This window comes from Streptomyces sp. MNU89 (genome assembly GCF_020982505.1).
In the GTDB taxonomy this organism is placed as follows: Bacteria; Actinomycetota; Actinomycetes; order Streptomycetales; family Streptomycetaceae; genus Streptomyces; species Streptomyces xinghaiensis.
Map to the genome: position 1 here is coordinate 6307729 of NZ_JAJKLL010000001.1, position 20306 is coordinate 6328034.

The window sequence follows — 20306 nt, forward strand, 5'->3', positions numbered from 1 at the left end:
GGGGCCGCCGGCCCGGCCGATACCCTCGACCCGTGGTCCTCAAGAACATCCCGGAATCCCCCTTCTCCGACGACGACGGCTCCGCCGACCCCCGGCTCGCCGCCGCCCTCACCGCCTACGCCGGCGACCGCGCGGCCGAACCCGCGGTGCTGTCCGCGCTGCCCGGTACCCGGCTGCTGGTGCCGGTCGTCGCCGTGCTCGGCGAGACCGAGACCGGCGCGGACGGCCTGCGCCGGGAGAAGACCAGCGACATGGCCGTGCCCACCCTCCGGGCCCCGGCGGCCGCCGCGCCCTGCCGCCTTCACCTCCACCGAGGCGCTGGCCCGCTGGGACCCGGAGGCCCGGCCGGTCGCCGTACCGTTCCACCAGGCGCTGCGGGCCGCCGCCCACGAGCAGGCCGACACCGTGGTCCTGGACCTGGCCGGCCCGGTGCCGTACGAGCTCACCGGCCCGGCACTGCTGGCGCTGGCCGAGGGCCGGGAGAGCGCCGACCCGTTCGCGGACCCGGCCGTCCGGGACGCGCTGCGCGCGGTGCTGGCCGCCGAGCCGGACGTCGTGCGGGCCCGGCTCGTCCCGGCGCGGGAGACCGACGGGACCCTCGCGCTCGTCCTCGCCCCGGAGGCGGACGCCCGCGAGGCCACCCGGCGGGTGGCGGGCGCGCTCGCCGCCGACGAGGTGCTGCGGGCCCGGCTGGTGCGCGGGCTGGACCTGGCGCCGCTCCCGGAGGGCACCCCGCTGCCGGGGGAGCCGCTCTTCACCCGGGAGGCGTAGCGTCCGGAAACGCCCCACAATGCGGAGAGTCGTCATGATCTCTGTGAGGAGGGCGTCATGGATGTGCGCAAAGCCGTGTCCGAGTTCCTGGGCACGCTGCTGCTGGTGTTCGTCGCGGTGGGTTCGGCGGTGCTCGGCGCCGAGTACATCGGCACCGTCGGCATCGCCCTGACCTTCGGCTTCACTCTTCTGGCCCTGGCCTACGCGCTGGGCCCGGTCTCCGGCTGCCACATCAACCCGGCGGTCACCCTCGGCATGCTCATGGCCGGGCGTCTCTCCCCGCGCGCGGCCGTCGAGTACTGGGTGGCGCAGGTGCTGGGCGGCATCACCGGAGCGCTGCTGCTGTTCATCCTGGCCAAACAGGTACCTGGCCTGGAGACGAGCGGCGCCTTCGGCAGCAACGGCTACGGCTACCGCTCCCCGGTCGGCGTCAACACCTTCGGCGCGCTGGTCGCCGAGACCGTCCTGACCTTCCTGCTGGTCTACGTGATCCTGGACGTCACCCACCGGGTCGCGGTGGTGGGCTTCGACGGCCTGGCGATGGGCCTGGCGCTGGCCGCGGTCCATCTGGTCGGCATCCCGCTCACCGGTACGTCGGTGAACCCGGCCCGGTCCATCGGCCCCGCGATCTTCGCCGGTCCGGACGCCCTGGCGCAGCTCTGGCTCTTCATCCTGGCGCCGCTGGCCGGCGGGGCGCTGGCCGCGGTCGTGCACGGGGTGACGCACCCGGCCGGGGAGCCGCGGCAGATCGCCGACGAGGCCGCGGCCGCGGACGCGGGGGGCGGCCGGCGGTGACCGGCCCGGGCCCCGGTGCCCGCGCTGCGTCCGGCCGGGACGCCGCCGGCCGGACGGCCTGCCGGGCGCCCCCGGCCCCCGGCCTCACCCGAGGACGGGCCCGGTGAACTTCTCGCCCGGCCCCTGGCCCGGCTCGTCCGGCACCACGGAGGCCTCCCGGAAGGCGAGCTGGAGCGACTTGAGCCCGTCCCGCAGCGGTGAGGCGTGGTACGAGCCGACCTCGGTGGCGCCGGCCGTGACCAGCCCGGCCAGCGCGGTGATCAGCTTCCGGGCCTCGTCCAGGTCCTTGTGCTCCGGGCCCTCCTCGGCCAGGCCGAGGTTGACCGCCGCGGCGCTCATCAGGTGCACCGCCACCGTCGTGATCACCTCGACGGCGGGGACCTCCGCGATGTCCCGGGTCATGCTGTCGAAGTCGGGGCCGGGCTCGCCGGGTCCGGGGGAGGCGGGCTGCTGCGGAGGAACGTCACTCATGGCTCGGCTTCACTTTCGGTGGTGGGGACGCCCTCAGCCTAGAGCCCGCCGGAGCCGGTGCGACGGGCGGCCCGGGCGCTGGTATATTGGATGCACGACCGGTCGGACACTCATGTGACCGACCCACAAGTGGAGGCTCCGTTCTCCCACCTGACCGGCTTCGCGGCCGGCGGGTCACCGGTCAGGCAGTGCCCTTCGGCTCGCGGTCGCGGCCGGGTGGCACCGCCGATGCGCCCCACGGTGAACCGTGACGGTGCTCCCGGTTTCCGCGGAGCTCCGCCTGTGTCCCGTCCGGGGCGTTTTTGCGTGCCGCGCGGTGGTCGTCAGATCAGACGTTACGCGGCTGTCCGCCAGACGGTCGCGTGGGTGCTAACCGAGGAGGCCCCATCAGCGCCGAGCCCCGCATCAACGACCGGATCCGAGTCCCCGAGGTACGGCTCGTCGGTCCCAGTGGCGAGCAGGTCGGCATCGTGCCGCTTGCCAAGGCACTGGAGCTCGCACAGGAGTACGACCTCGACCTTGTCGAGGTGGCGGCGAACGCCCGTCCCCCCGTGTGCAAGCTCATGGACTACGGGAAGTTCAAGTACGAGTCGGCCATGAAGGCCCGTGAGGCGCGCAAGAACCAGGCGCACACGGTCATCAAGGAGATGAAGCTCCGGCCGAAGATCGATCCGCACGACTACGACACCAAAAAGGGTCACGTCGTCCGGTTCCTCAAGCAGGGCGACAAGGTCAAGATCACGATCATGTTCCGCGGGCGCGAGCAGTCCCGCCCCGAGCTGGGCTTCCGGCTGCTCCAGCGGCTCGCGGAGGACGTCCAGGACCTGGGCTTCGTCGAGTCCAATCCCAAGCAGGACGGCCGGAACATGATCATGGTTCTCGGTCCGCACAAGAAGAAGACCGAGGCGATGGCCGAAGCCCGCGAGCTGAAGGCGGCCCGCAAGGCGGAGGCCGCCGGCGAGCAGCAGCCCGCCGAGGAGCCCGCCGAGGCGTCGTGACCCCGGGACACCCGCGGCCGCGGGCCCGGTGGGCCCGCGCGGGAACCCCGTCCGGGACGGCCGTCCCGGACACCAACCGAACCAACTGACGCTTCCGCAGGCCGGTCCTCCGGACCGGGGAGGCGCCACCTACGAGGAGAGAACGGCGACATGCCGAAGAACAAGACGCACAGTGGTGCACGCAAGCGCTTCAAGCTCACCGGCTCCGGCAAGGTGATGCGTCAGCGCGCCGGTCGCCGCCACCTTCTCGAGCACAAGCCGTCCACCCTGACGCGCCGTCTTGCCGGCAAGACCGAGATGGCCCCGGCCGACGCCAAGAAGATCAAGAAGCTTCTCGGCAAGTGACGCAGACCGCCCCGGGCGTCCCCAGGGACGCGGACCGGGGCGGTGCGCCGCAGAACCGGGACCCGTCGATCCGGGCCGCGTGACCGTCCCGCGGCCCCGTACAAGGAGTTAAACAAGTGGCACGCGTCAAGCGGGCAGTCAACGCCCACAAGAAGCGCCGGGCGATCCTCGAGCAGGCCAGCGGCTACCGGGGCCAGCGGTCCCGCCTGTACCGCAAGGCCAAGGAGCAGGTCACCCACTCCCTGGTCTACAACTACAACGACCGCAAGAAGCGCAAGGGCGACTTCCGGCAGCTGTGGATCCAGCGGATCAACGCCGCGGCCCGCGCCAACGGCATCACCTACAACCGCTTCATCCAGGGTCTGAAGGCCGCCAACATCGAGGTGGACCGCAAGATCCTGGCCGAGCTCGCGGTGAACGACGCCAACGCCTTCGCCGCGCTGGTCGAGGTGGCCCAGAAGGCGCTGCCGAGCGACGTCAACGCCCCGAAGGCCGCTGCCTGATCCGCAGGCGCCGGCCGAGAGGCTTCAGCGGACCCGCAGGCCCTGCCTGCGGGTCCGCTGTTTTGCGGCGGACGGCCCCGGCCGGGCCCGTCCGCCGGGCACCGCACGACCGCCGGGCACCGCACCCACCGCACGCACCGACCGCACCGAGAACGAAGCGAGCCGCCGCCCATGGGCACCCCGAGCTGATCTCCCCGCGCTCCCCCCGCGTCGCCGCCGCCCGCAGGCTGGCCCGGCGGAACTTCCGGAGCAAGGAGCGCCGGTTCATCGCCGAGGGCCCGCAGGCCGTACGGGAGGCCGTGGCGCACCGCACCGGCGGCGAACCCACCCTGACCGAGCTGTTCACCACCGCCGAGGCCGCCGAGCGGTACCCGGACCTCGTCGCCGCCGCCCGCGGTTCCGGTGCCCGGATCCACACGGCCTCCGCCGAGGTGCTGGCGGATCTCTCGCAGACCGTCACGCCGCAGGGGCTGGTCGGGGTCTGCCGCTTCCTGGACTCGCCCTTCGAGGAGATCGCGGCCGCCCGGCCCCGGCTGGTCGCCGTGCTGGCGAACGTCCGCGACCCCGGCAACGCCGGCACCGTGCTGCGCTGCGCGGACGCCGCGGGCGCCGACGCCGTCGTCCTCACCGACGCCTCCGTCGACCTCTACAACCCCAAGGCGGTACGGGCCTCGGTCGGCAGCGTCTTCCACCTCCCCGTCGCCGTCGGCGTGCCGGTCGAGCGGGTGGTGAGCGGGCTGCGGGACGCTGGGCTGCGCGTCCTGGCGGCCGACGGCGCGGGGGAACGGGACCTCGACGGCGAGCTGGACGCCGGCACCATGGGCGGCCCCACCGCGTGGATCTTCGGCAACGAGGCCTGGGGCCTGCCCGAGGAGACCCGCGCCCTCGCCGACGCGGTGGTACGGGTTCCGGTCCACGGAAAGGCCGAGAGTCTGAACCTCGCGACCGCCGCGGCCGTATGTCTCTATGCCTCGGCCCGTGCGCAGCGTGCTTCCGGAGGGTGCCGCTCCGTCACTTTCAGCTAGTAGGGTTGCGGCCCGGGGCCGACTTCAGGGGGTGCGGTGAGGGACGTCAGGACTTCGGGGCGGCCGGTGCCGGACACCGGGCCGCCGGTCTCGGCGGCCGACTGGACACCCGGGCTGACCGCCCTCGGCCTCGACCCGGACGACCTGCCCGACGGCCTGGCCGTCGCCGACGAGAACGGCGGCGTCATCTGCTTCAACGCCGCGGCCGAGAGGATCACCGGGCTCCGGCCCTCCCAGGTGCTGGGCCTGCCGCTGGAGCGGGCGCTGCCGCTGGAGGATCTGGAGGGCCGCCGCTGGTGGGCGTGCACCGACCCGTACGGCGGGCTGGCCACCCGGGTGGGCCAGCCCGAGCGGAACCTCTTACTCCCGGGCGGCCGCGAGGTGCTGGTCTCCGCCCGCTACATACGCCGCCGCCGGCTGGGCCCGGTGCACCGGCTCGTGATCTCCCTGCGCGGCACCGAGGCCCGGCGCCGCACCGAGCGGAGCCACGCCGAGCTGATCGCCACCGTCGCCCATGAGCTGCGGTCGCCGCTCACCTCCGTCAAGGGCTTCACCGCCACCCTCCTCGCCAAGTGGGAACGGTTCACGGACGACCAGAAGCGGCTGATGCTGGAGACGGTCGACGCCGACGCCGACCGCGTCACCCGGCTCATCGCGGAACTGCTCGACATCTCCCGGATCGACTCCGGCCGGCTGGAGATACACCGGCAGCCGGTGGACATGGCCGCCGCCGTCCGCCGCCATGTCGCGGCGCACGTCGGCGCGGGGGAGCCGGAGGACCGTTTCGCCGTCCGCGTCGCGGGGCCGCTGCCGGCGCTCTGGGCGGATCCGGACAAGGTGGACCAGGTCCTCGGCAATCTGCTGGAAAATGCCGTGCGCCACGGCGAGGGAACCGTCACCATCGAGGTGTCGGCCGCCGGCCCGCCGAACGAGGGAACGTCCGTCACCGTGAGCGATGAGGGCCCCGGGATCCCGGAGGAGTCGATGAGCCGCGTCTTCACCCGCTTCTGGCGGGGCAGCAAGCGCGGCGGCACCGGCCTGGGCCTGTACATCGTCAAGGGGATCGTGGAGGCCCACGGCGGGACGATCGAGGTCGGCCGCGCCCCCGGCGGCGGCGCCCGCTTCCGATTTACCCTGCCCGTCGCCGTTCCGTCCTTCCTGGCCTGAGCGGCCGCGGGCTTCCCCGTCCTCCGCGCCCCGTAGACTCGGGCGGTGGCACCCAGGGCTGCTCCGGCAGCCGGCAAGCCACCGAGCACGGGCCGCGCAGCCAGCCAATCGGAAACACGGGAAGAGATGTCGGCACCCAATAAGTCGTACGACCCTGTCGAGGTCGAGGCACTGAAACCGGAACAGATCGCCCGGATGCGGGACGAGGCGCTCGCCGCCATCGCCGCCGCCGGGGATCTCGCGGCCCTGCACGAGGCGAAGGTGGCCCACGCCGGGGACCGCTCGCCGCTCGCCCTCGCCAACCGCGAGATCGGCGCCCTCCCGCCGCACGCCAAGGCCGACGCCGGCAAGCGCGTCGGTGGCGCCCGCGGCGAGGTGAACCGCGCGCTCAAGGCCCGCCAGGAGGAGCTGGAGGCCGAGCGCGACGAGCGCGTGCTGGTCGAGGAGGCGGTGGACGTCACCCTGCCCTACGACCGCGAACCGGCCGGTGCCCGGCACCCGCTGACCACGCTCATGGAGCGCATCGAGGACATCTTCGTGGCCATGGGCTACGAGGTCGCCGAGGGCCCCGAGGTCGAGTCGGAGTGGCTGAACTTCGACGCCCTCAACATCGCCCCGGACCACCCGGCCCGCACCATGCAGGACACCTTCTTCGTGGAGTCCGCCGCCCGGGGCCGCGACGAGTCCGGCGTCGTGCTGCGCACCCACACCTCCCCGGTGCAGATCCGCTCGATGCTCGACCGCGAGCCGCCGGTCTACGTGATCTGTCCCGGCCGCGTTTACCGCACCGACGAGCTGGACGCCACCCACACCCCGGTCTTCCACCAGGTCGAGCTGCTCGCCGTGGACGAGGGCCTGACCATGGCGGACCTCAAGGGGACCCTGGACCACATGGTCCAGTCCCTCTTCGGCGAGGGCATGACGACCCGGCTGCGGCCGAACTACTTCCCGTTCACCGAGCCCTCCGCCGAGATGGACATGGAGTGCTACGTCTGCCGCGGCGAGTCCGTCGGCAACCCGGACCGCCCCTGCCGCACCTGCGGCAGCGAGGGCTGGATCGAGCTGGGCGGCTGCGGCATGGTCAACCCGCGGGTGCTGACCGCCTGCGGCGTCGACCCGGAGAAGTACAGCGGATTCGCCTTCGGGTTCGGCATCGAACGGATGCTGATGTTCCGCCACAACGTCGAGGACATGCGAGACATGGTCGAGGGTGACGTGCGCTTCACCCGGCCCTTCGGGATGGAGATCTGATGCGGGTCCCGCTCAGCTGGCTGCGGGAGTATGTCGACCTCCCCGCCGGCCAGACCGGTCGTGACGTCCAGGCCAGGCTCATCGACGCCGGCCTGGAGGTCGAGACCGTCGAACAGCTCGGCACCGGCCTCAAGGGCCCGCTGGTGGTCGGCGAGGTGCTGGCCATCGAGGAGCTCACCGGGTTCCGGAAGCCCATCCGCTACTGCCAGGTGAACGTCGGCGCCGCCAACGGCACCGGCGAGCCGCAGAACATCGTCTGCGGCGCGCGGAACTTCGCCGTCGGCGACAAGGTCGTCGTGGTGCTGCCCGGCGCCGTGCTCCCGGGCGACTTCGCCATCTCGGCGCGGAAGACCTACGGCAAGGTCTCCGAGGGCATGATCTGCTCGGCCGCCGAGCTGGGCATGTCCGACGACCACGAGGGCATCATCGTCCTCCCGCCGGGGCACGAGCCGGGCACCGACGCCATCGAGCTGCTCGAACTGGTCGACGAGGTGCTGGACATCGCCGTCACGCCCGACCGCGGCTACTGCCTGTCGATGCGGGGCATCGCCCGCGAGACGGCCACCGCCTACGGCGTCCCGCTGCGCGACCCGGCCCTGCTCGACGTACCCGCGCCCAACGAGCACGGTCACCCCGTCGAGGTCGCCGACCCGCGCGCCTGCGACCGCTTCACCGCCCGGACGGTCACCGGCCTCGACCCCGAGGCGCACTCACCGGTCTGGCTCCGGCGCCGGCTGCAGAAGGCCGGGATGCGTCCCATCTCCCTGGCCGTGGACATCACCAACTACGTGATGCTCGAACTCGGCCAGCCGCTGCACGCCTATGACCGCGCCCGGCTCGACGGGCCCGTGGGCGTGCGCCGCGCCGAGCCCGGCGAGAAGCTCACCACCCTCGACGGCGTCCAGCGTGTCCTCGACCCCGAGGACCTGGTCATCACCGACCGCCGCGGCCCCATCGGGCTCGCCGGCGTCATGGGCGGCGCCGACACCGAGATCGGTGACGCGGAGGCCGACCCGGAGACCGGCGCGGTGACCGGCGGCACCACCGAGGTCGTCATCGAGGCCGCCCACTTCGACCCGGTGACGGTCGCCCGGACCGCCCGCCGCCACAAGCTGTCCTCCGAGGCCTCCCGGCGCTTCGAGCGCGGCGTCGACCCCGAGGCCGCCTCGGCCGCCGCCCAGCGCGCCGTCGACCTGCTGGTGCTGCTCGCCGGCGGCTCCGCCGAGGCCGGGGTCACCGAGGTCGTCACCCCCTCCGGTCCGCACACCGTCAGGATCGCCGCGGATCACCCCGACCGCGTCGCGGGTGTCGCCTACGGCCGCGAGACCGTCGTCCGCCGCCTCCAGGAGATCGGCTGCGATGTCTACGGGCAGGACGAACTCACCGTCACCGCGCCCAGCTGGCGGCCCGACCTCACCGACCCCAATGACCTCGCCGAGGAGGTCATCCGGCTGGAGGGTTACGCCAATCTGCCCTCCACCCTGCCCAGGCCGCCCGCCGGCCGGGGCCTGACCGAGCGGCAGCGGCTGCACCGCCGGGTGGGCCGGGCCCTCGCCGGCGCCGGCTTCACCGAGGCGCTCAACTACCCGTTCCTCGGGGAGAGCGTCTTCGACCAGCTCGGCCTGGACGCGGACGACCCGCGCCGCGCCGTGGTGCGGCTGGCCAACCCGCTCGCCGACACCGAGCCCGCGCTGCGCACCACTCTGCTGCCCGGTCTGCTGGCCGCGCTGCGCCGCAACGACGGGCGCGGCGAGCACGATCTGGCGCTCTTCGAGACCGGCCTGGTCTTCCGGCCGACCGGCGCGGAACAGCCCGCCCTGCGGCCGCCCGTCGACCGCCGGCCCACCGAGGAGGAGCTCGCCGGTCTCGCCGCCGCGCTCCCGGACCAGCCGCGCCGCGCCGCGGTCGTCCTCTCCGGCGCCCGCCGGCTCGGCGGCTGGTGGGGCAAGGGGTCCGCGGCGAACTGGGCCGACGCCGTCGAGGCCGGCCGCACGGTCGCCCGCGAGGCCCGGGTCGAGCTGACGGTCCGCCAGGACCGGCACGCCCCCTGGCACCCCGGCCGCTGCGCGGCGCTGCTCGCCTCGGTCGACGGCGAGGAGCGGGTCGTCGGGCACGCCGGCGAACTGCACCCCCGGGCCGTCAAGGCCCTCGGGCTGCCCGAGCGCACCTGCGCCATGGAGATCGACCTCGATCTGCTGGAGCGGGCCGGCGCCGGCCCGCTCCGGGCACCCCGGATCTCGGCCTTCCCCGTCGCCACGCAGGACGTCGCCCTGGTCGTGGACGGCTCGGTGGCCGCGGCCGACGTCGGTGCCGCACTGCGTGCTGGCGCCGGGGAACTCCTGGAGTCCCTGCGGCTGTTCGACGTGTTCACCGGCGAGCAGCTCGGCGAGGGCCGCAAGTCCCTCGCGTACACGCTGCGCTTCCGTGCCCCGGACCGCACGCTGACCGCCGAGGAGATCTCCGCGGCGCGCGACGCGGCGGTGGCGGCCGCGGCGGACCGCACGGGGGCGGTGCTGCGCGGCGCCTGACCGCGCGGTCCCAGCGCTGACGGCGAGGGGGCGTTCCGGAGCTCATGGCTCCGGGGCGCCCCCTCGCCCGTTCCGGAGTCCGCTCCCGGTCCCGTCGCCGCTCTCCGGCCCGAGTGGACCGGAGCGGGCCGGAGGGGCCGGAGTGGGCCGGGGCGCCGGGGCGGGCGGGCCCACCGGGCGCGCGCCCAGGCGCGTGCTCCGGCGTGGTGAGCGTCAAGCCGCTGTGCTTTCTCACTCGTTGCCCCAGCACACAAGCCGCTGCGGAAGCGGCTCGGTGGCGTAGGCCGACGGCCGGTGAGAGCCGTCCGGGCCGCCGGAGAACGACTGGTCAAACGAGTGCTAAGGGATCGGTCGGCGGTCGGTCCGCCGAGCCGGAGCGTTCCGTTACTCGTTCGCGTACGGGAACCGAACAGTTCGCCCGATCGGGTGAAGTCGGCACAACAGGGTTCGCATCGCCTCCCCGAGTCGAAAGACTCGACGCGTTCCGCCGTGGGCACCGCAGAGCAGCAACCGGAGCCCGTCCGCCGGGAGACCACCCGGGGGCGCCCGCAGGAGAGACCCGGTCACGGCGCATCCCGCCGCCCGGCGGCTCCGACCGGCCGGGCCGGCGGACGGACCACGAGGGGAACCCGCCGGCATGAACACTCACCGGACCACGCACGTCCCCGGCCGCCGCACCCGAGCCCTGCGCGCGGCCCTCATCACCCTGCCCGGTCTGTGGGTGCTGTCCGTCGCGGGGTGGGAACTGCTGCGCCCGGCCGGACCGGACCTGACACCACTGCTCGCGGCGGCGCCCGCCCTCGCCTGCGCGGGCAGCGGGCGCCGGTGCTGCGTCCTCGTCAGCGGGGGCGGTGCGCTCCTCGTCCTCGCCCTCCTCGGCTTCCTGGACGGCGGACGGGCGACGGGCCTTCACCTCGGCGTCTCCTGTGCCCTCGTCACGGCGCTCGTGGCCGCCTGCCTCTCGACGGGACGCGGCCGGCGGCTGCTGCGGGAGCTGGAACGCACCCGCGCGGTCGCCGTCGCCGCCCAGCAGGTGCTGCTCCGCCCGCTGCCCGCCGCGGTCGGGGGGTTCACCACCGCGGTGCGGCATCTCTCCGCGACCCGTGGCGCCTCCGTCGGCGGTGATCTGTACGAGGCACTGGTCACCCCGTACGGGGTGCGGATCGTCGTGGGTGACGTCCGCGGGCACGGCCTGGCGGCGATCGGCACCGTCGCCGCCGTCCTCGGCTGCTTCCGCGAGGCCGCGCACGCCGAACCGGATCTGGCCGGAGTGCTGCGCCGGCTGGACCGCGCGCTCGGCCGGCATCTGCGCGAGGGGCCGGGGGAGGGGAGCCGGGACCCGCACGGGCCGGACGGTGCCGCCGAGGAGTTCGTCACCGTCCTGCTGCTGGAGCTGCGCCCGGACGAGGAGCTGTCGGTGCTCAACTGCGGCCACCCCTGGCCGTACCGGCTGCGGACCGACGGGTACGGCGGCGGGCACGGCGGGGCGGAGACGGTGGACGGGGAGGGCTCCCGGGTGCGGCGGGCGCACCGGCCGGACCCGGGGCGCGCACGGGCCCCTGCTGCCGTGAACCAGGTGGAGCGGGGGTCAGTAACAAGGTGAGTAACAAGCCCTTGGGCTCTCTCGATCCGAAGGAAGCCCCCAATCCGGCACCCACGGGGAAAGCCGAAAACCCGGCACCCGCGGGGGAGTGCGAAGAAGGCACCGTGCCCCCGCCGGGCGGGTCCCCCGTCCAGCCGCTGAGCGATGCCGGCCCCCTGCCGCCGCTCGGCGCCTTCCCCCTGCCCGACCGGCTGCCGGAGGAACGGCTGCCCCCGCTCCGCCCGGGAGAGCTGCTCCTGCTGCACACCGACGGGGCGGAGGACGCCCGCGACGCCGCCCGGCGCTTCTTCCCGCTGGCGCGCACCCTGGAAACCGCCGTGTCCTCCGGTGCGGTCCGCACACCGGAGGAGCTGGTCGACCGGGTGCAGGCGGCGCTGCTGCGGCACACCGGCGGCCGGCTGGCGGACGATGTGGCGCTGCTCGCGATACGTCGCGGCGTGGCCCGCGTTCCGTCCGGCCGGACCGCGCCGGAGAGCACCGGCGGAGCCGTCGCCCCGCCGGCCGCGGCGGGCTGACCGGCGCCGGGCACCGGCCGGCCGCGAGCCCCGGCCGGGAATCCGTCGGGCTGCCGGCCCGTCACCTCCGGCCGCCGCTCCGTGATGCCGTCCGGGCCCACCGGAATCAGGGCTCACCGCCGCATCACGGGAATCGGCCGGCAGCCCCCGCCGGCACCGGCTGTGGCCGGTTCCCACCCCGCTCCGTCGCCACTCCATTACGCTGTTGATCCCGAGCGCACCGGGAGGGCAGATGGAGCCCAACACCCTGCTCGACGCCGTCCTCGACGAGGCGGGCATCTCGCACGCCGGGCTGGCCGCGCACGTCAACGAGGCCGGTCGGGCCCGGGGCCTGACCCTGCGCTACGAACACACCGCCGTCGCCCGCTGGCTGAAGGGCCAGCGCCCGCGGGGCCAGGTTCCGGACATCATCTGCGAGGTGCTCGGCGAGCGGGTGCGGCGTGCGCTCACCCTCGACGACATCGGGCTCGGCCCGCCGGGTTCGGGCCACGCCCCGCACGGCACGCCGCTCGCCGGATTCGTCGACCGGGCCACGGCCCTGTGGCGGTCCGACGAGCAGCAGCGCCCGTATGTGGTCGGCGCCCCCGCGGTCACCGGGACCCCGGCCGTGATGCCCGTCTGGGAGTGGGAGAACCCGCCCGAGGACGCGGATGTCTCGCGCCGCGGGCAGGTGCGCGTCGGCCTCCCGGACATCGAGATGCTGCGCACGGCCCGTGCCCACTACGAGCAGATGTACCGGAAGACGGGCGGGGTGGCGACGAGGTCGCGGATCGTGGGCTTCCTCAACGCCGAGACGGCGCCGCTGCTGCGCGGCAGTTACACCGATGCCACCGGGCGGCTGCTGCACCGGGCGGTCGGCGGGCTGGTGGCCGTCGCGGGCATCTGCGCGTACGACTCGGACGCGTACGGGTTGGCGCAGCGCTACTTCCACCAGGCGCTGCGGCTGGCCAAGGCCAGCGGTGACCGGGGGCTGGGCGCCTACACGATCGCGCTGCTGGTCAACCAATGTCTGCACATGGGGGAGTTCCGGCAGGCGGTGGCGTTCGCCGAGACGGCGTTGCGCGCGGCCGGGCCGCACATCACCCCGGCGCTCTCCGCCGATCTGTACGCGATGCAGGCGAAGGCGTACGCGAAGCTGGGGGACGGGCGGTCGGCGCTGGCCTGCATCGGGCGGGCGGAGCGGGAGGCGGAGAGCATCCGGCGCGGTCAGGAACCGGCCGAGACCGGCTATGTGCAGCCGGGGCTGGTGAATGTGCAGGTGGCGGAGGCGTTGCTGAGTCTGGGGGATCTCGGGGCGGCGCACGAGCACGCGGTGGCGGCGGTGGACAGCCCGGCGCACGACCGGGGGCGGGTGCACCGGCTGGCGCTGTTCACCCAGATCGAGCTCTGCCGGGGCGACGCCGATCAGGCCGTGGCCACGGCGGTGGAGATGACCGAGCGGGTACGGGGCATGGAGTCGCGGCGGCTCCGGGACCGGCTCCGCGCCGTACGGGAAGACCTCGTGGCGAGCAGGTGTGCCGCGAGCGCCGAGGCCGCCGAACTCATCGACCGGACTCTGCGCGTACCGCTCTGAGGGCCCCGGACGACGGGCCCGCTGTGTCGGCTGGACGGGGGCGGAAGGTGGCGGATTCGTGCGATGGAAGAACACCGGCGAACGCACCGTGTACGAGAATCGCTGGTTCCGGGTGAACCTCGCCGATGTCGAACTCCCCGACGGGCGCCGTCTCGACCACTATCTGATCCGGCTCCGCCCGGTGGCGGCCGCCACGGTCGTCAATGAGGCGAACGAGGTGCTGCTGCTGTGGCGGCACCGGTTCATCACCGGGACGTACGGCTGGGAGCTGGCGGCCGGGGTGGTCGAGGAGAGCGAGGACTGCGCGTTCGCCGCGGCGCGGGAGATGGAGGAGGAGACCGGCTGGCGGCCCGGCCGGCTCCGGCATCTGCTGTCCGTGGAGCCGTCCAACGGGCTGACGGACGCGCGGCACCACATCTACTGGACGGACGAGGCCGAGTACATCGGGCAGCCGGCGGACGCCTACGAGTCCGACCGGAGGGAGTGGGTGCCGCTGAAGCTGGTGCCCGACATGGTGGCGCGGGGTGAGGTGCCGGCGGCGAACATGGCGGCGGCGCTGCTGATGCTCCATCACCTCCGCTGCGGGGGGCGGCCGTAGGCTCCGCGGTGCCCCGGGGCGGCCGCGGGTCCGGGCGACGAGGCGGTCCGGGTGGCGAGGCGGACGGGCTGTGCGCGGGAGCTGTGGGTGGGACGCGCGACGGCCGGGCGGGCCGGGGCCCGTTGTGCCGGAGGGGACAGGTGTGAACGGTGATGCGGGCGGCGCACACCCCGTGTGAAGTGCGCACCCTCATCGCGCCCGCGCACACGCTCCCCCCGGGGCCGTGCGCCGTGATGGAGTCGGAGGTGGTCCGGAGCCACCCCGGTTACCGGGACGCGGGGCTTCCCCCCTGTTCCCGCGTCCCGCCGCCGCCCCGCTCGTCCGTCCTGGCGAACGGGGCGGCGGGCCGTCCGGAGCGGGTTGAGCCGTGTGCGCGGCGCGCGGCCCGGCCGTCGCTCTCCGTACCGGTGCCGCCCGGTCCGTCTCCGTCACGTCTGTCCGTTCACGCGTCTCCGCTCACGCGTACGGGTAGAACCCCGAGCCCGTCTTGCGGCCCAGGCGGCCGGCGTCGACCATGCGCTGGAGCAGCGGGGGAGCGGCGTACAGGGGTTCCTTGTACTCCTCGTACATCGAGTACGCGACCGAGGCGACGGTGTCCAGGCCGATGAGGTCGGCCAGTTTCAGCGGGCCCATCGGGTGGGCGCAGCCCATTTCCATGCCGTTGTCGATGTCCTCGCGGCTGGCGATGCCCGATTCGAACATCCGGATCGCGGAGAGCAGATACGGGATCAGCAGGGCGTTGACGACGAAGCCGGAGCGGTCCTGGGCGTGGATGGCGTGCTTGCCGAGGACGGCGGTGACGACCTCCTCGGCGCGCTTGATCGTCTCGTCGCTGGTGGTCAGCGCGGGGATCAGCTCGACGAGGCGCTGTACCGGGGCGGGGTTGAAGAAGTGGACGCCGATGACCTGGTCGGGGCGGGAGGTGGCGACGGCCAGCCGGACCAGGGGGATGGAGGAGGTGTTCGAGGCGAGTATCGCGTCCGGCCGGGTCACGACCTGGTCGAGCACCTGGAAGATCTCGGTTTTGACCTGCTCGTTCTCCACGACGGCCTCGACGACGAGGTCGCGGTCGGCGAACTCGCCGAGGTCGGTGGTGAAGCTCAGCCGGTCCAGGGTGGCGTCCCGCTCCTCCTTGGTGATCTTGCCGCGGCCGACGGCCCGGTCCAGGGAGGAGGTGAGCCGGGTGCGGCCCAGCTCCAGGGCCTCGCCGGTGGTCTCGGCGACCATGACGCCGAGGCCGGCCCGGGCGCAGACCTCCGCGATCCCGGCGCCCATCTGTCCGCAGCCCACCACTCCGACGCGTTCGATGTCGGTCACATCGTGCCTTTCGCTGATCTTCCTCGGACGGGCGGCCTCCGGGGTCTCCGGCGGCGGGCCCGGCTCAGACGTTACCCGCCGCTCCGGTGTGGCGCGGTCGCCGGGGCGGAATGCTGGCCACGGGCGCCGTGCTGACACGGGGGCGAAGCCGGAGAGGGTGTGGAGCGATGCGGAGCGGGGATCGGATGAGCCGGCGGCGGTTCGCCGCCGTGGCCGCGGGCAGCCTGCCCTTGCTGGTGTCGGGTGACGCCCTGGGCACGGAGGCCCGGTGGCGCGTGGAGGGCGCCGGGGAAGCGGGGCCGGGCGGTGCCGGAGACGCGGGGATGTGGGTGGCCTCGGTGGCGAACCGGGACTGGCCGTCCCGTCCGGGCCTGCCCGCGGCCGAGCAGCGGGCCGAGCTGGCCGCGGTGCTGGACCTGGCCGTGCGGCGGCGGCTCAACACCGTCGTCCTGCAGGTCCGGCCGACCGCCGACGCGCTGTGGCCGTCCCGGTACGAGCCGTGGTCCGAGTACCTCACCGGCGTCCAGGGCAGGGACCCGGGCTGGGATCCGCTGGGCTTCGCGGTCCGCGAGGCCCACCGCCGGGGGCTGGCGCTGCACGCCTGGTTCAACCCGTACCGGATCGCCAACCACGCCGATCCTGGGCGGCTGGCGGAGCGCCATCCCGCCCGCCGGAACCCGGGGTGGGTGGTGCGTTACGGCGGCAAGCTCTACTACAACCCGGGACTGCCGGAGGTGCGGCGCTTCGTACAGGACGCGATGCTCGACGCGGTGCGCCGCTACCCGGTCGACGCCGTGCACTGGGACGACTACTTCTACCCGTATCCGGTGGCCGGGGAGCACTTCGACGACGACGCGGCCTACGCGGCGCACGGCGGCGGCTTCCCCGGCCGGGCGGCCTGGCGGCGGGACAACACCGACCGGCTGGTGCGGGAGACGGCGGCCCGGATCAGGCGGCTCAGGCCGGAGACGCGGTTCGGCATCAGCCCGTTCGGGGTCTGGCGCAACCGGTCCTCGGACCCGGCCGGTTCCGACACGAACGCCGGGGTGCAGACCTACGACGACCTGTACGCCGACACCCGCGCGTGGGTCCGCAGGCGCTGGATCGACCACGTCGTCCCGCAGGTGTACTGGCACATGGGCTTCGACGCGGCCGACTACGCCACGCTGGTGCGGTGGTGGGCCGGGACGGTCCGGGGGACGGGCGTCGGGCTCCACATCGGCGAGGCGCTCTACAAGGCCGGGGACCCGGCGCAGCCGGCGGCCTGGCAGGACCCGGCGGAGCTCTCCCGGCATCTGGCCTTCGCCCGGGACGTCCCGGAGGTGCGGGGGCATGTGTTCTTCTCGGCGCGGGAGGTCGGGGCCGACCGCATCGGTGCGATGAACCGGGTCGTCGACGACCATTACCCGGCGGCGGAGCCGCTGTGGCGCTGAGCCGCGCGCTCAGCCGTCCGTCCGCCCGTCCGTCCGCCCGCCTGAGCGTCCGTTCGGCCGTTCCGTCTTTCCCCGCGGTCCGGCCCCGCGCACGGCCGGGCCCCGGTACGCGGGCCGGCGGGGAGCCGTCCGCGTACCGGGGCACTGTCACGCCTGGGCCGCGCCGGCGCGGCGCGGTTGCCGTCTAGGCCGGTTCGGTGCCGCGCCGTTCGTGCTGTACGACGCTGTCCGGGCCGGGCGACATCAGCGCCTCGCGCCCGTCGTCGAACCGCACGCGGTACGGAGGTTCGCCGTGTGTCCCCAGGACTTCCACGATCTGTGCGGTCCGGTCGTGCTGGCCGACGCTTCTGCCGTGCATCACCAGCGTGTCGCCCACTTTGGCTTCCATCTGCGGTCCTCCCTGTTCGCGAGGGCGATGGCATCGCGATTTCCGCGGTTCCCTCCGAGTCTAGGACCGGACGGGTCCGATGGCCCCTGCACGGTCCTGCGCTGCCGGGCCGGCCCCTCCAGCGGCCTCTCGGGTTGCTGTTCGATGACGTCCCGGGATGCGGGAGCGCGGAACGGGCGGGCCGGGCGGGCTGCCGCCGAGCCGGAGGGCCCGGGCGGAAGGAGTGGCCGGACGGGCCTCAACCGGAGCCGCCGGCCGCCCCGCGGCGGCTCGCGGCGTGCGGCTTCCGCGCGGACGGGGCCGCGGGCGGCCCGTCCGCCCGCTGGGTGACGGCGATGCAGACGAGGACGGCGGCCGCGGTGAGCGGCGCCGCGGGGTCGAGTTCCTCGCCGAGCAGCAGCACCGCCCAGACCAGCGTCAGCAGCGGCTGGGCGAGCTGGAACTGGCCGGCCCGGGCGATGCCGATGACGCCCATGCCCCGGTACCAGACGACCAGTCCCAGGAACTGTGAGCCGACCCCCAGCCAGAGGAGTCCGGCCACGGCGTGTCCGGTGAGGACCGCCGGCTCCCGTGCCGACGCGACCGCCAGCCACGGCACCGTCAGCGGAAGGCAGGCGACCAGCGCCCAGGCCGTCACCTGCCAGCCGGGCATCACCCGGGCGAGCCGTCCGCCCTCCGTGTAGCCCGCGGCGCAGACCAGCAGCCCGGCGGCGAGGTAGGCGTCGCCCGTGCCGAGCGCGCCGCCGCCGCGGGTGAGGGCGAAGAGACAGACGGCCGCCGCCCCGGCGAGAGCGGCGGCCCAGAACAGCCGGGAGTGCCGGCTGCGGGTCCGCACGGCCGCGATCACCGCGGTGGTGAGCGGCAGCAGCCCGACGACCACGGCGGCGTGCGAGGCCGTCGACGTACGCAGGGCGAGTGCGGAGAGCAGGGGGAAGCCGAGGACGACACCGGCGGCGACGGTCAGCAGGCCGGGCCAGTGGCGGCGCTCCGGCGCCGGTACGCGCAGGGCCGCGAGGCAGCCGCCCGCGATCAGTCCGGCGAGCACGCCGCGGGCGGCGGTGACCGTCCACGGGCCGAACCCCTCCAGGGCCCAGACGGTGCCCGGGAAGGTGAGGGAGAAGGCGGCGACACCGAGGACGGCGAGGGCGGTGCCGACGGCGGGGGAGTCGCGCACGGACCGGCCGGAGGCGCGGGGGTGGTACGGGCGGGGAGTGCCCGGGCGCGGGTCCGGAGACCGGTCCGGAGGGCGGCCCGGCGGGGCGGCCGTCCCGGAGCGCTATCCCCGGCGGCTCGGTAGCGCTATCGTTGTCTCTCATGCATGAGCGTAGCAGTGTCGGCGAACTGGCGGAAACGCTCCGCTCCGAAGTCAGGTGCTACTCCCCCGGGGAGAAGCTGCCGTCGAGCCGGGCTCTCGTCGAGCGGTACCGGGTGAGTCCGGTGACCGTCTCGCGGGCCCTGTCCGCGCTCGTCGCCGAAGGGCTGGTCGTCACCCGTCCCGGCGCCGGCGCCTTCCGGGCCCGGCCGGCCGCGGCCGCGTCGCGTCCCGCCGACACCTCCTGGCAGGAGGTGGCCCTGAGCGCCGAACCGGCCGGCAGCGCCCCCGGAGAGCCGCTGCCCCGGGCGGTGGACGCCTCCGGGCTGCTGGCCACCCTGGCCGCTCCCCCGTCCGGCGTCATCGAGTTCAACGGCGGCTATCCGCACCCCTCGCTCCAGCCCGAACGCGCGCTCGCCGCCGCCGTATCCCGCGCCGGCCGGCGCCCCGGCGCTTGGGGGCGGCCGCCGATGGAGGGCCTGCCCGAGCTGCGCGAGTGGTTCGCCCGGGAGATCGGCGGGCCCGGCGGTGCGCTCACGCCGTCCGACGTGCTGATCGCCGCGGGCGGGCAGAGCGCGCTCACCACCGCGCTCCGGGCGCTCGCGCCGCCCGGCGCCGCGGTCCTGGTGGAGTCGCCCACGTACCCGGGGCTCCTGGCGGTCGCCCGGGCCGCCGGGCTGCGGCCCGTCCCGGTACCGGTCGACACCGGGGGCGTCCGGACGGGACTGCTCGCCGACGCCTTCCGGGCCACCGGCGCCCGGGTCTTCGTCTGCCAGCCGCTCTTCCAGAACCCGACCGGCGCGGTGCTCGCCCCCGACCGCCGGGCCGGGGTGCTGCGGGCGGCCCGGGAGGCCGGGGCGTTCGTCGTCGAGGACGACTACGCCCGCGGTCTCGCCCACGAGGACGCCGGGCCGCTGCCACCGCCGCTGGCCGCCGACGACCCGGACGGCGTCGTCGTCCACATCCGCTCCCTCACCAAGATCACCTCGCCGAGCCTGCGGGTCGCCGCCCTCGCGGCCCGGGGGCCGGTGATGCGGCGGCTGCGCGCCATCCAGGTCGTCGACAGCTTCTTCGTGCCGCGCCCGCTCCAGGAGACGGCGCTGGAACTCGTCGGCTCGCCCGCCTGGCGCCGCCACCTCCGCGGCGTCGGGGCCGCACTCCGGGGCCGGCGGGAGGCGCTGGCCACCGCGCTGGCGCGGGAACTCCCGGAGGCCCGGCCGGTGCTGCTGCCCTCGGGCGGCGGCCATCTGTGGCTGCGGCTGGAGCAGGGACTGGACGACGAGACGGTGGCCGCGGAGGCGTTCCGGGCCGGTGTCGCCGTGGCCCCGGGGCGGCCCTACTTCGCGGCCGAGCCGCCCGCGGCACACCTCCGGATCGCGTACGCCGCGGTGGCGGGCACCGGGGAGATCGCCGAGGGGGCCCGGCGGCTGCGGGCGGCCTTCGGCAGCGCGCGGGCGGCGGGCGGCGTCGATGCGGCGGCCGCGTTCTCCGGCTGACGGCCGCCCCGCCGGCCGGTCGCCGTCCCGCGGAGGAGGCGCCCCCGTCTCGCGAGCGGGCCCGGGCCCGGCACCCCGCCCGGGTGCGCTCCGGCGGCCGCCGTGGCGCCGGAGCGGCGGGTGCCGGAGGCCCGTCGGCGACCCGCCGCGAAAACCGGGGACATCCTTGATGCGATTCCGGCCATTGTGGCGGACCATGGACCGTGGGACCGGGGTG

At 74.8% G+C, this 20306-nt stretch carries 18 protein-coding genes and 1 pseudogene; 15 read left to right on the plus strand and 4 right to left on the minus strand.

Annotated features, from left to right (window positions below):
* The first annotated feature begins 32 nt into the window (after window positions 1-32).
* Window positions 33-771 (plus strand): annotated as a pseudogene (locus E4N63_RS26945) (SseB family protein).
* 57 nt (window positions 772-828) lie between these two features.
* Window positions 829-1566, plus strand: coding sequence for an aquaporin (locus tag E4N63_RS26950; protein ID WP_125625972.1), 738 nt, complete (start codon window positions 829-831; stop codon window positions 1564-1566).
* A gap of 84 nt (window positions 1567-1650) precedes the next feature.
* On the opposite strand, the gene E4N63_RS26955 is transcribed toward E4N63_RS26950, so the two are convergent.
* Entirely contained in the window at window positions 1651-2037 is a 387-nt protein-coding gene (locus E4N63_RS26955; RefSeq protein WP_019708839.1) for a DUF1844 domain-containing protein, read from the minus strand.
* A gap of 362 nt (window positions 2038-2399) precedes the next feature.
* Between E4N63_RS26955 and infC the strand changes: the two genes are divergently transcribed.
* The 11 genes from infC to E4N63_RS27010 all read left to right on the plus strand — a co-directional run bounded on the left by infC (window position 2400) and on the right by E4N63_RS27010 (window position 14143).
* Window positions 2400-3035, plus strand: a complete 636-nt coding sequence (gene infC, locus E4N63_RS26960) for a translation initiation factor IF-3 (RefSeq protein WP_095757635.1) — start codon at window positions 2400-2402, stop codon at window positions 3033-3035.
* A gap of 150 nt (window positions 3036-3185) precedes the next feature.
* Window positions 3186-3380, plus strand: coding sequence for a 50S ribosomal protein L35 (gene rpmI / locus E4N63_RS26965; RefSeq protein WP_019708837.1), 195 nt, complete (start codon window positions 3186-3188; stop codon window positions 3378-3380).
* A gap of 116 nt (window positions 3381-3496) precedes the next feature.
* Window positions 3497-3883, plus strand: coding sequence for a 50S ribosomal protein L20 (gene rplT / locus E4N63_RS26970; protein WP_071267962.1), 387 nt, complete (start codon window positions 3497-3499; stop codon window positions 3881-3883).
* Between the two features lie 185 nt (window positions 3884-4068).
* The gene (locus tag E4N63_RS26975) at window positions 4069-4908 is read left to right on the plus strand and encodes an RNA methyltransferase (RefSeq protein WP_230242676.1); all 840 of its coding nucleotides are present in this window, start codon (window positions 4069-4071) and stop codon (window positions 4906-4908) included.
* A gap of 66 nt (window positions 4909-4974) precedes the next feature.
* Complete coding sequence (locus E4N63_RS26980; protein WP_125625973.1) at window positions 4975-6075, plus strand: ATP-binding protein; 1101 nt, start codon at window positions 4975-4977, stop codon at window positions 6073-6075.
* A 126-nt stretch (window positions 6076-6201) separates the two neighbouring features.
* Window positions 6202-7326, plus strand: a complete 1125-nt coding sequence (gene pheS / locus E4N63_RS26985; protein WP_230241869.1) for a phenylalanine--tRNA ligase subunit alpha — start codon at window positions 6202-6204, stop codon at window positions 7324-7326.
* Window positions 7326-9854 (plus strand): phenylalanine--tRNA ligase subunit beta, encoded by a 2529-nt coding sequence (gene pheT, locus E4N63_RS26990; protein ID WP_230241870.1) that lies wholly within the window; start codon window positions 7326-7328, stop codon window positions 9852-9854. The genes pheS and pheT overlap by 1 nt, the downstream gene beginning before the upstream one ends.
* Window positions 9855-10491: 637 nt before the next feature.
* Entirely contained in the window at window positions 10492-11457 is a 966-nt protein-coding gene (locus E4N63_RS26995; RefSeq protein WP_374112840.1) for a PP2C family protein-serine/threonine phosphatase, read from the plus strand.
* A 104-nt stretch (window positions 11458-11561) separates the two neighbouring features.
* Window positions 11562-11972 carry a PP2C family protein-serine/threonine phosphatase gene (locus E4N63_RS27000; RefSeq protein ID WP_308188752.1) on the plus strand — a complete coding sequence of 137 codons (411 nt, stop codon included), beginning with the start codon at window positions 11562-11564 and terminating at the stop codon, window positions 11970-11972.
* 232 nt (window positions 11973-12204) lie between these two features.
* Complete coding sequence (locus E4N63_RS27005; RefSeq protein WP_230241872.1) at window positions 12205-13545, plus strand: transcriptional regulator; 1341 nt, start codon at window positions 12205-12207, stop codon at window positions 13543-13545.
* A 58-nt stretch (window positions 13546-13603) separates the two neighbouring features.
* On the plus strand, window positions 13604-14143 hold the full coding sequence (locus E4N63_RS27010; protein ID WP_019708831.1) for an NUDIX hydrolase: 540 nt from the start codon (window positions 13604-13606) through the stop codon (window positions 14141-14143).
* 456 nt (window positions 14144-14599) lie between these two features.
* Here the strand turns inward: E4N63_RS27010 and E4N63_RS27015 are convergent, their stop codons facing one another.
* Complete coding sequence (locus E4N63_RS27015; protein WP_230241874.1) at window positions 14600-15460, minus strand: 3-hydroxybutyryl-CoA dehydrogenase; 861 nt, start codon at window positions 15458-15460, stop codon at window positions 14600-14602.
* Between the two features lie 185 nt (window positions 15461-15645).
* Here E4N63_RS27015 and E4N63_RS27020 point away from each other — a divergent pair, with 185 nt between their 5' ends.
* Window positions 15646-16893, plus strand: a complete 1248-nt coding sequence (locus E4N63_RS27020; RefSeq protein ID WP_230241876.1) for a glycoside hydrolase family 10 protein — start codon at window positions 15646-15648, stop codon at window positions 16891-16893.
* 184 nt (window positions 16894-17077) lie between these two features.
* Here the strand turns inward: E4N63_RS27020 and E4N63_RS27025 are convergent, their stop codons facing one another.
* Both E4N63_RS27025 and E4N63_RS27030 read right to left on the minus strand, forming a co-directional pair.
* The gene (locus E4N63_RS27025; RefSeq protein ID WP_019706995.1) at window positions 17078-17281 is read right to left on the minus strand and encodes a DUF1918 domain-containing protein; all 204 of its coding nucleotides are present in this window, start codon (window positions 17279-17281) and stop codon (window positions 17078-17080) included.
* A gap of 238 nt (window positions 17282-17519) precedes the next feature.
* Window positions 17520-18455, minus strand: a complete 936-nt coding sequence (locus E4N63_RS27030) for a DMT family transporter (protein ID WP_230241879.1) — start codon at window positions 18453-18455, stop codon at window positions 17520-17522.
* A 140-nt stretch (window positions 18456-18595) separates the two neighbouring features.
* Here E4N63_RS27030 and E4N63_RS27035 point away from each other — a divergent pair, with 140 nt between their 5' ends.
* Window positions 18596-20089: a PLP-dependent aminotransferase family protein gene (locus E4N63_RS27035; protein WP_125624466.1), complete on the plus strand. Its 1494-nt coding sequence runs from the start codon at window positions 18596-18598 to the stop codon at window positions 20087-20089.
* The last annotated feature ends 217 nt before the right edge of the window (window positions 20090-20306 follow it).